Origin of the sequence: Empedobacter falsenii, assembly GCF_019308355.1 — a bacterium.
Lineage (GTDB): Bacteria > Bacteroidota > Bacteroidia > Flavobacteriales > Weeksellaceae > Empedobacter > Empedobacter falsenii_B.
Genome location: NZ_JAAGKM010000023.1, coordinates 12,350 through 22,811, shown reverse-complemented (window position 1 = coordinate 22,811; position 10,462 = coordinate 12,350). Strand labels below are relative to the sequence as shown.

General features: G+C 30.0%; 11 protein-coding genes. 3 read left to right on the top strand and 8 right to left on the bottom strand.

Translation table 11 applies throughout. The features are described from left to right. Positions 1 to 44: 44 nt before the first annotated feature. The 4 genes from G0Q09_RS09885 to G0Q09_RS09870 are packed head-to-tail and all read right to left on the bottom strand — an operon-like array spanning position 45 to position 3,727. Complete coding sequence (locus G0Q09_RS09885; protein ID WP_038333549.1) at positions 45 to 557, bottom strand: IS1096 element passenger TnpR family protein; 513 nt, start codon at positions 555 to 557, stop codon at positions 45 to 47. 3 nt (positions 558 to 560) lie between these two features. Next, a complete protein-coding gene (locus tag G0Q09_RS09880; RefSeq protein ID WP_219034735.1) occupies positions 561 to 1,982 on the bottom strand; it encodes a CCA tRNA nucleotidyltransferase in 1,422 nt (473 codons plus the stop codon). A 31-nt stretch (positions 1,983 to 2,013) separates the two neighbouring features. Continuing rightward, positions 2,014 to 2,571, bottom strand: a complete 558-nt coding sequence (locus tag G0Q09_RS09875; protein ID WP_221627900.1) for an L-threonylcarbamoyladenylate synthase — start codon at positions 2,569 to 2,571, stop codon at positions 2,014 to 2,016. Between the two features lie 58 nt (positions 2,572 to 2,629). Beyond that, positions 2,630 to 3,727: a glycosyltransferase family 4 protein gene (locus G0Q09_RS09870; protein ID WP_219034734.1), complete on the bottom strand. Its 1,098-nt coding sequence runs from the start codon at positions 3,725 to 3,727 to the stop codon at positions 2,630 to 2,632. 106 nt (positions 3,728 to 3,833) lie between these two features. Between G0Q09_RS09870 and G0Q09_RS09865 the strand changes: the two genes are divergently transcribed. After that, the gene (locus G0Q09_RS09865) at positions 3,834 to 4,613 is read left to right on the top strand and encodes a lipopolysaccharide kinase InaA family protein (protein WP_114999830.1); all 780 of its coding nucleotides are present in this window, start codon (positions 3,834 to 3,836) and stop codon (positions 4,611 to 4,613) included. Positions 4,614 to 4,652: 39 nt separating this feature from the next. On the opposite strand, the gene G0Q09_RS09860 is transcribed toward G0Q09_RS09865, so the two are convergent. The 4 genes from G0Q09_RS09860 to G0Q09_RS09845 all read right to left on the bottom strand — a co-directional run bounded on the left by G0Q09_RS09860 (position 4,653) and on the right by G0Q09_RS09845 (position 9,317). Next, on the bottom strand, positions 4,653 to 5,558 hold the full coding sequence (locus G0Q09_RS09860) for a GYDIA family GHMP kinase (RefSeq protein WP_219034733.1): 906 nt from the start codon (positions 5,556 to 5,558) through the stop codon (positions 4,653 to 4,655). A 5-nt stretch (positions 5,559 to 5,563) separates the two neighbouring features. Further along, positions 5,564 to 6,442, bottom strand: coding sequence for an ACP S-malonyltransferase (fabD, locus tag G0Q09_RS09855; protein WP_219034732.1), 879 nt, complete (start codon positions 6,440 to 6,442; stop codon positions 5,564 to 5,566). Between the two features lie 53 nt (positions 6,443 to 6,495). Continuing rightward, positions 6,496 to 8,370 carry a glycosyltransferase gene (locus G0Q09_RS09850; protein WP_257468177.1) on the bottom strand — a complete coding sequence of 625 codons (1,875 nt, stop codon included), beginning with the start codon at positions 8,368 to 8,370 and terminating at the stop codon, positions 6,496 to 6,498. A gap of 131 nt (positions 8,371 to 8,501) precedes the next feature. Further along, positions 8,502 to 9,317, bottom strand: a complete 816-nt coding sequence (locus G0Q09_RS09845) for a 2,3,4,5-tetrahydropyridine-2,6-dicarboxylate N-succinyltransferase (RefSeq protein WP_125350148.1) — start codon at positions 9,315 to 9,317, stop codon at positions 8,502 to 8,504. 91 nt (positions 9,318 to 9,408) lie between these two features. On the opposite strand from G0Q09_RS09845, the gene ruvX reads away from it, so the two are divergent. Together ruvX and def are read left to right on the top strand one after the other, a co-directional pair. Further along, positions 9,409 to 9,822 (top strand): Holliday junction resolvase RuvX, encoded by a 414-nt coding sequence (gene ruvX, locus G0Q09_RS09840; protein WP_038333513.1) that lies wholly within the window; start codon positions 9,409 to 9,411, stop codon positions 9,820 to 9,822. Positions 9,823 to 9,866: 44 nt separating this feature from the next. Beyond that, positions 9,867 to 10,442: a peptide deformylase gene (gene def, locus G0Q09_RS09835; protein ID WP_114999818.1), complete on the top strand. Its 576-nt coding sequence runs from the start codon at positions 9,867 to 9,869 to the stop codon at positions 10,440 to 10,442. Positions 10,443 to 10,462 lie beyond the last annotated feature (20 nt).

The window sequence follows — 10,462 nt, the reverse complement described above, 5'->3', positions numbered from 1 at the left end:
TGCCATTCAGATTTTTTGATATATAAGTTGATTAGTTGTAGTTTTTATAAATCGTCTACGTCTAAATCTTCGTCGATTTGTAAATCATTTAATTCAGCATCTTCTGCAAAATCAATATCTTCTTCATCGTCTAAATCAACCATCATGTCTTTTTTAGGCGCTTTAAGAGGCATTGAACCGAAACGGTAAACCGTTAATGGATAATTAAGAACAGCTGGTTTATCTTCTACAGAAATTAATTCAGCCACAAATGTCCACATTTCCATAAAATCATATACAAAAGCCATACGATCTCCTTGATTAGCAAAAGCTTCTTTGATATAAAAATCAGCCATTGTTTCATCAGTTCCATCATCAGACATATCCTCTAAAGGAATTTCTTTTGTTTGGTTTCCATCTTCATCTACTTCATAGAACGATGCCAACTCCTCACCTTGTAAACTAAAAGCACTAATAATACCTTTGTACAATGTGAATAATGTTTGCTTCTCTTTAATTTCTATGTCTCTAAAAACATCCTCTTTTGCATCAAGGAATACACGAATTTTATATATCACTTTCTAAATATTTTTCGGTTCCAAATTTAAATCTTTTCCCATATTAATTACAAATTCTAATGCAGAATTATAATTATTTTCTACTTCGCCTTCTAAAATTGCTTCTTTGATGGCATTTTTTAAGATTCCAATCTCTTTTCCTGGCTGAATATCAAATATTTTCATTATTTGTTCACCTGTAATTGGTGGTTGAAAATTACGTACTTTATCACGTTCTTCAACATCTTTTATTTTTTGTTCTACAACTTCAAAATTTTGTTTAAAACGTTTCTGTTTACGTTCATTTTTTGTTGTAATATCGGCTTTACAAAGCGTAATTAAATCGTCGAAATCTTCTCCAGCATCAAACAATAATCTGCGTAAAGCTGAATCTGTTGCGTCATCTGTTACAACTGCAATTGGACGAGAACTCATCATTACCAATTTCTGAACATATTTTACTTGTGGTCCTAATGGTAATTTTAATCGTCTGAACAATTTTAATACCATTTTAGATCCAACAAATTCATGCGAATGAAATGTCCAACCTACATTTTTATCAAAACGTTTAGTTACAGCTTTTCCAATATCATGCAACAACGCTGCCCAACGTAACCAAACATTATCTGTGTTGACAGAAATATTATCAACGACTTCTAATGTATGATAAAAATTATCTTTATGTTTTTGACCTTCAACCTCTTCAATTCCTTTTAATGCAACCAATTCTGGTAAAATATGTTGCATTAATCCTGATTGTTCCAATAACAATAATCCGACCGAAGGTTTATCCGTCATCATAATTTTTTGAAACTCATCCATTACGCGTTCAAAAGATACGATATTAATACGTTCAGCATTATCAATTATTGCCTGAAAAGATTTTTTTTCTATTTCAAACTCCAATTGAGCTGCAAAACGAATCGCACGCATCATGCGTAAAGGATCATCAGAATAGGTAACATTCGGCTCTAAAGGAGTTTTGATGATTTTATTATTCAAATCTTCAACTCCATTGAAAGGATCAATTAATTCACCAAAATTCTCTTTATTCATCGAAATTGCCAATGTATTGATTGTAAAATCACGACGTTTTTGGTCATCTTCCAACGTTCCGTCTTCTACATGTGGTTTTCGACTATCTTCTGAATAACTCTCTTTTCGTGCACCTACAAATTCCAAATCTGTGTCTTTATATTTGAACATTGCTGTTCCAAAACGTTTAAAAACTGAAACTTGTGATGTATGTCCTAATTTATTAGCCAATTCTTTAGCCAATAAAATTCCATTTCCTACTGTTACAAAATCGATGTCTTTTTTCTGACCACGATTCAATAAATAATCGCGTACAAATCCACCAACTACATAAGTTTCTTGATTGATTTCATCAGCAACTTCTGCTACATTTTTAAAAATTGGATTTGATACGGCTTCTAAGATTTTCATTCTGCAAAAGTATATGTTTTGAAATAAAAAACTACTCTCTAATAACTTTTACTTCGTTATCTAGACCTAATTTAATTATCGTTGATGCAGTAAACTGAGGCACAAAGGTTTTTGTCTCGTCTGGATAAAAGTCAACACGCTCTAAAATAGTAGGATTAACTTCCGAAAACACTTTTGGAGAAGGTTCTCCTGATAAATTAGCCGATGTAGACACAATTGGTCCACCTAATTTCCCTATGATTTTCTTACAAAACAAATCGTCTGTTAATCGAATAGCAATTGTATTGTCTTCTGCAACTAACGATTGTGGTAAACCTTTTGGATTATCGTAAATAATTGTAAGAGGTTTTTCATTCAAATCAATCAAATCCCAAGCTAATTCTGGCACCTCAACAATATTTTGTAACATGCGTGGTGAGTCAACTAAAATAATCAACGATTTTGATGAAGGGCGATTTTTTATCTGATAAATTTTTTCGATTGCAGCCTCATTCTTCGCATCACAACCCAATCCAAGAATTGTATCTGTTGGATAAAGCATTGTTTCTCCTTGTTTTAGTTTGGCTACAATTTCGTTTATATCTGACATTTTATTTGTTTTATAAATTTGAGTGCAAAGGTATTGTAGGAAAGTTGAAATGAGAATATTATTGATTTAAAGTTTTATAATAATTTAAATAATTTTCTTCTAAATTTTTTAAATCAAACTTTGTAGATACTAATTGATATGCATTTTCAATAATATTATTCCTTAACTCATCATTTAATAAGATTAATATTACTTTTTTAGCTAAATCATCTACATCTTTAATTTCAGATACAAAACCTGTCTCATTATTTTTAACAACTTCGGAAATCCCACCAGCTTTTGTTGATACAATAGGTACTCTACTTGCGAAAGCTTCATAAATAGACAATGGTAAACCCTCTGTTAATGAAGTTATTAACAAAACATCTAATTCTGGTAATAATTCATCAACATTATCTCTAAATCCTAAAAAATAGACTTTGTCATTTAATCCTTTTAATTCTGAATACTCTTTCAAATCATCTTTTAAAACTCCATCACCAATTATTACAAATGCAATTTCTTCGTTATAATTTTCAATAATTACCTTTGCAGAATCAATAAATGTCTTTACATCTTTCTGTTTCGTTAAAGAACAAATATTTCCGACAATCTTAGTTTCATTAGAAAGATTCAACTCTTTATGAATAATATTTTTTGAAATTTGATTTGAAAACTTCTGAACATCAATAGCATCATAAATTGTAACTAGTTTATTAGGACTTACATTAACATCATGATATATTTGTTCTACAGCTTTAGAAACGCAAACAATTTCTTCTACATATTTATTATCATATTTTAGTTTACTAAAAAAATTGTTCTTTATTCTATTATTTCTCTTACGGCTATAGATAATCCTAACATCCCTACAACTAAGAATTTTAGCTAAAATTGATGCAGATAATGCACTTGAATCATGAACATGTAAAACATCTATGTTTTGATTCTTTACAATTTGTTGTATTGGTTTTATAAGACTTTTAATTTTACTTTTTTTATTATAAGTAAAATAACTCGCTTTATCAGCTTCACATTTTTGAGACAATATTGATGTATCTGGACATAATATAAATTGTTCTATTTCATCATATTTTTTTAGTAGATTATATATAGTATACATTTGAGCATCTCCTCCTCTCCAATCTTCAATAGAAGTAACATTTAAAATTCTCATATCTGTTTTTAGAAATAGTTAGGCTTTCTCCACAAAAATAAACATATCTTTGACAGATTAAAATGAAATATAGAAAATCTATATTAAATATTAAGAATTCAAGAAAATGACACAAAAAATTGTCGTAAACCAACAATTTCCTACTACAAAAAATGAAATCAAATCTATTATTGACAATTTTGATTTGATTGATGATTATATTGCAAAAGGTACGAGAAACTCTATAAAGAAAAAGAAATTAGAGTCGGGTAAAATTGCTACGATTAAATCATTCAAAATTCCTAATGTTGTTAACAAATTTGTTTATAGATTTTTTAGAAAATCAAAAGCTGAACGCTCTTATGAATATGCAAAGGAATTGATTAGATTAGGTTTTCTAACGCCTTATCCTATTGCTTTTGTCGAAAACAAAACTGCTGTTAATTTTAGAGATAGCTATTATTTTTGTGAACTAGTTGAAGCTGATCTAACATATCGTGAATTAGTTGAAATTCCGATTTGGGAAAATCGAAATGAAATCTTGAAACAATTTACAAAATTCACATTTGATTTGCATGAAGCTGGAATTGAATTTTTGGATCATTCTCCTGGAAATACTTTAATCAAGCAAATTGGAGAAAATCAGTACGAATTTTATTTGGTTGATTTAAATCGCATGAATTTTCACAATTCAATGAGTTTTGATATTCGAATTAAAAATTTTTCTCGTCTAACTCCTCAAAAAGAAATGATTGAAATTATGGGAAAAGAATATGCGAAACTTATTAATAAACCAGAACAGGAAGTTATTGAAGCTATGTGGAATAAAACGCAAGAATTCCAACATAAATTTCAGACAAAACAAGCTCGAAAAAAGAAATTAAAAGCCATGATTGGTAAAAAATAATAACAAAAAAGCAGATTTGAAATCAAATCTGCTTTTTTGTTATTTTATCATTTCAGAAAACGGAATAATAATCTCATATCCTTTTTCTTTAAAATAATCGTTCATTCCTTCTCTATACGTCACTAAGACAAAATCTCCGCCCCAAGCTCCAAGACTTTTTACAGTTCCTAAATAATCAGGAAAATACAATTCTTTAACTTGTGGAATTTGCATAAAATCACCTAATCGTGCTTGATATTCATCTAAAATACATTCTAAATCAGTTAAACTCTCAACTTTAGTTGCTTTTACAACCAAATCAGAAAGATCCTGAATCATTTTCCAATCTTTTGATTTGTTCTTATAATGATTTCCAACAACGGCTTGTGTATCTTGCTTTTGATTAAGATAAACAAAATAAAGTTGATCTTTAAAATTCCAATTCAATTCTAAATCTTCAACTTCAATAGGATTATTTGAAAACAAAATCGGTTGATGATGATGTGCGCAAGCAATATCATAACCACTTGTATTGAAGGTTAATTGATTTAATTCAAACGGATTTATTTCTATCCATTGACTAATCAAATCAATCAAAGTCGAACTACTTCCCAGTCCCCATTCTTGCGGATATTCTAACTTCGTTAAACATTGATAACTGTTATTAGAATCAAAAAAATCAGGATTTAAAATTTTAGCTTGTTTTAAAACATTTTGTAATGATTGACTTAATTTATCATTTGTAGACGAAATTATTTCTAAATCATTCAATCTAATTTCAGTTTCAAACCAAATAGAATTATCAAATTTAATTGCTTTCCAAGTGATTAAATTTTCTATTTCTGATGAATTTTCCACAAACAAACATTGCCCATATTTTGTGGGCAATGCAAATGCTTTCGCTCCATCAATCACAATATATTCCCCGATAAGGAATAATTTTCCATTGGAACGGTATGTTTTCATTTCGTTTAGATTTGTGCCGAAGATGTTGAGACCTCTCTGTTTATTTTTTTCACTAAACCTTGTAAAGTATTTCCTGGTCCAACCTCAATAAATTCACTCGCACCATCAGCAATCATATTTTGAACAGATTGTGTCCATTTTACAGGAGCAGTTAATTGAGCAATCAAGTTTTTCTTAATTTCAGCAGGATCTGTAACAGCCGTTGTGCTTACATTTTGATAAACTGGACAAATTGGAGTATTGAATGTTGTTTCTTCAATAGCTTGTGCTAATTCTTCTTCAGCAGGTTTCATTAAAGGTGAATGAAAAGCTCCTCCTACTGGTAAAACTAATGCTCGTTTTGCGCCTAATTCTTTCAATTTTTCACATGCTACGTTAACCGCTTCAATTTCTCCAGAAATCACTAACTGACCTGGGCAATTGTAATTTGCAGCAACTACAACTCCATCAATTTCTGCACAAGCATCCTCTACAATTTTGTCTTCTAATCCTAAGATTGCTGCCATTGTAGATGGATTAGCTTCACATGCAGCTTGCATTGCTAAAGCACGTTTGTACACTAATTTTAATCCAGATTCAAAGTCTAAAGTTCCATTTGCAACTAAAGCAGAAATTTCTCCTAAAGAATGTCCTGCAACCATTTCTGGTTTAAAATCTGGTAAAGTTTTCGCTAAAATAACAGAATGTAAAAAAACTGCAGGTTGTGTAACTTTTGTTTGTTTTAGGTCTTCTGCAGAACCTTCAAACATAATTGATTTTATATCAAATCCTAAGATTTCGTTTGCTTTATCAAATAATTCTTTTGCGATTTCAGAATTTTCGTACAAGTCTTTACCCATTCCAGAGAATTGAGCACCTTGTCCTGGAAAAACATATGCTTTCATTGTATTATTTTTAATGTATGACAAATGTATAATAAAATCTTAAACTTCTTTATTTAACCTAAGTTTTGATTTTCTTTTCTATAAATTTCGTCTAAATATTTATAACGATTTGCAACAGAAATTGCGTGTAATTTTGCAATTGTATAACCATCTTTTCCATCTAAAAAACCAAGTCTCATTACGAAATAATTTAAAAAACGATAAGCAGGTTTTATGGTATAATGATAAAATGATGGTTTCAAATTTTTAAGACGAAGTTCTTGTGCTCGCAAACGTGAATAACTATTCAGTTTATCTAAATATTCTTCTTCATTATCAAATGTAAAATGATCAAGTTTGTTTGTTAAATAACCTGTTCTACCATTACATTCTATAATCTCATGAACCATTCTATCTGATTTATATTGAGATTTAGATTTTTTAAAAATTCGAACAGCTTTATCATTTTGCATGCCCGAATATTTAATATGCTTCTTCTTAAAAAAGAATTTTCGATAAACAAAGTATGCATCAAAAGTAGGTTGCTGATTAAAAACCGAAACAATTTCTTTTTTTAATTCTAGTGGGATTCCTTCATCTGCGTCAAAAAAAGTAACCCAATCATTTTTTGCTAAAGAAAGTCCGTAATTACGTTGATTCGTAAAATTATCAAACTTACGTTTTACAAATTTAGTTTTAGGATTTTGACGAGCAATTTCTTCTGTTTTATCGGTACTAAAAGAATCAATAATAATAATTTCATCAGCAAAATCTACATCATTTAAATAACGATGTAAATTTTTTTCTTCATTATAAGTAATCAGTAAAGCTGAAATTTTAGTAGACATTGATTCTATAGAATATTCTTTTTTAGTTTCTATTTCAACGTTATTATTACTTATTAATTGCCTATCCAATGAGTTATTGTTTAGAAAATTTTCTAACTTTTCTTTAAACAACTCGAAATCAAATATTGAATAAAATTCATTTACTTGTTTTTTTATTTGACGATTGTTTAAATCTCCAAGTTTTTCAGGAAAATAATCTTTCAAATGAACACTTGTGTGATTAATTCCATCTTCGAAAGTTGCCCAAACTTTTTTATCAATCCAAGGAGAAAAAATAATAAATGATTTTTTCCCTAAAGCTTTGGACATATTAATTGCACCTCCATCATTTCCAACAATCACATCACATTCATTTGCAATTGCAATAAACTCGCGCAAATCATTACCCAACAATTCAAAATAAACTTTCGATTTGGTTTCATCAGATAATTGATTATATACTTCTTTTGCTTGCGGTAACTGTTTCGGAAAATAATTGAATAAAATATTGACATTATAATGTTGACCAATAAAATCAACCATTTTTGCCATTTCATTCAACGGATAAGTTTTTGAAAGATCAGAACCAAGCAAACTAATCATAATTGTTTTTCGCGTTGTATCAACTTGATGTTTTACAAATAAATCTTTAGCGAAATTTATTTCATCTTCCGTTAAATACAATTTTGGTTCTGTAGTCAAAGGTTCTTCTATTCCCAAAGGCTTTAACAAAGCCAAACGGTGTTCGATTGCTAAACCTAAATATGAATTTGGCTCTTCATGCTTTTCTACATTATCTGTATACAAAAACGTTCTTCCAATCTTTTTGTACGATATTTTTTTCGGTGCATTATTGATAAAAACATCCACCCAACTTTGTAATTTTGAGTAAGCATCAATGACAACATCATACTTATTTTGATTAACTTTTTTAGAAAATTTAATCAAATTCATCAAACCTTTGTTTTCTTTTTCGTCAAAAACAATTTTATGATCGATGTAGGGATTATTCTCTAAAACAGGCAAAGTATTACTATTGATTAAATAATCAACAATAGCATTTGGATAAGCTTTTTTGATATTTTCGCACAATAAAGAAGTGATTAATACATCGCCTATCATCTTGTGTTGGATAATCAAAATTTTCATAAAACATAGTTATAAAGCAAAACTACTAAAATATGTTTGATTCGAAAATAAAAAAATCCTCAACAAAACTGCTGAGGATTATATTTTAAAAAATTTAGTTCTAATTAAACCGCTACATTATGCTCGCGCAATGCATCGTTTAATGAAGTTTTTTTATCTGTAGATTCTTTACGTGTTCCGATGATCAAAGCACATGGAACTTGGTATTCACCTGCAGCAAATTTCTTTGTGTAAGACCCTGGAATGACAACTGAACGAGCAGGAACATAACCTTTAATTTCTACTGGTTCGTCACCTGTAACATCAATAATTTTAGTCGATGCTGTTAATACAACATTTGCTCCTAAAACCGCTTCTTTACCTACACGAACTCCTTCTACAACGATACAACGAGATCCGATGAACGCATTATCTTCAATAATTACTGGCGCAGCTTGCAATGGCTCTAAAACTCCACCGATTCCTACACCACCAGATAAATGAACATTTTTCCCAATTTGAGCGCAAGAACCTACAGTAGCCCAAGTATCAACCATTGTTCCTTCGTCCACATACGCACCAATATTTACATAAGAAGGCATTAAAATAACTCCCGAAGAAATATACGCACCATAGCGAGCAACAGCATTTGGAACAACACGAATTCCTTTTTCAGCATAATTACGTTTCAATTCCATTTTATCATGGTATTCAAAAATTCCAGCTTCTAAAGTTTCCATTTTCTGAATTGGGAAATACATTACAACTGCTTTTTTCACCCATTCGTTTACTTGCCAATCTTCTCCAACTGGTTCTGCACAACGTAATTGTCCGTTATCGATTAACTCAATTACTTCACGAATTGCAATTTGTGTTGACTCTTCTTGTAACAATTCTCTATTGTCCCAAGCTTTTTCTATGATTTGTTTTAAATTCTCCATCTTTATTAATAATAGCCACAAATATAAAAATTATAATCAAGGGATTTCATAGAGATTATTTATTATTGAATCGTTTTTTTAAATTTGCCAAATGTCACGAATATTAGCGTTAGATTACGGAGGAAAAAGAACAGGCGTTGCCGTAACCGATGAATTGCAAATTATAGCTTCGCCAGTTGATACAATTGATACATCAAAATTGATGGATTTCTTGAAACAATATATCGAGAAAGAAAACGTTTCTGACCTTGTAGTTGGATTATCTGTTCGTTTTTCAGGAGAATTAAATGAGATTGAAAATCAAATTCAACCTTTTTTGAAAAAATTTTCTGAACAATTTCCGTTGATCAAAATTCATCGTGAAAATGAGATGTTTACCTCAAAAATGGCTTCTCAAGCAATGTTTGCTGGAGGAATGAAAAAGAAAAAACGTCAAGAAAAAGGAATGGTCGATAAAGTGAGTGCCGTAATAATTTTACAATCATTTTTATCACATAAACTATAACAAATTGTATCTTTGCCGTTAAATTAATAAAAAAAGATCAGAAAATGGTATTACCAGTTGTAGCTTACGGAGATCCTGTCTTGCGTAAAGTTTCACAAGAAATCGATCAAGATTATAAAAATTTACAAGAACTGATCCAAAATATGTTCGATACAATGTATGACTCTAACGGAGTTGGTATCGCAGCGCCTCAGATCGGGAAAGATATACGTTTATTTGTTGTTGATTGCTCGCCTTTCGAAGAAGATGAAGATTATGATGATGTAAAAGATGAATTAAAAGATTTCAAACGAGTTTTCATCAATCCAAAAAAAATCAGTAGTTCTGAAGGTGATGAATGGGCTTTTACAGAAGGATGTTTGAGTATTCCTCACATTCACGAAGATGTAACACGTCCAGAATCGGTAACTTTAGAATATTTTGATGAAAATTGGGTGAAACATACCGAAACTTTTTCGGATATTCGCGCTCGAGTTATTCAACACGAATACGATCATTTGGAAGGAAAGCTTTTTATTGACTATATTTCGAGCTTTAAAAAGAAATTAATAAGTAATAAATTAAAAAATATAACAAAAGGGAAAGTAAACACGAGTTACAAAATGAAATTCCCTTCATAGACCCTTAAACATAATAGAAT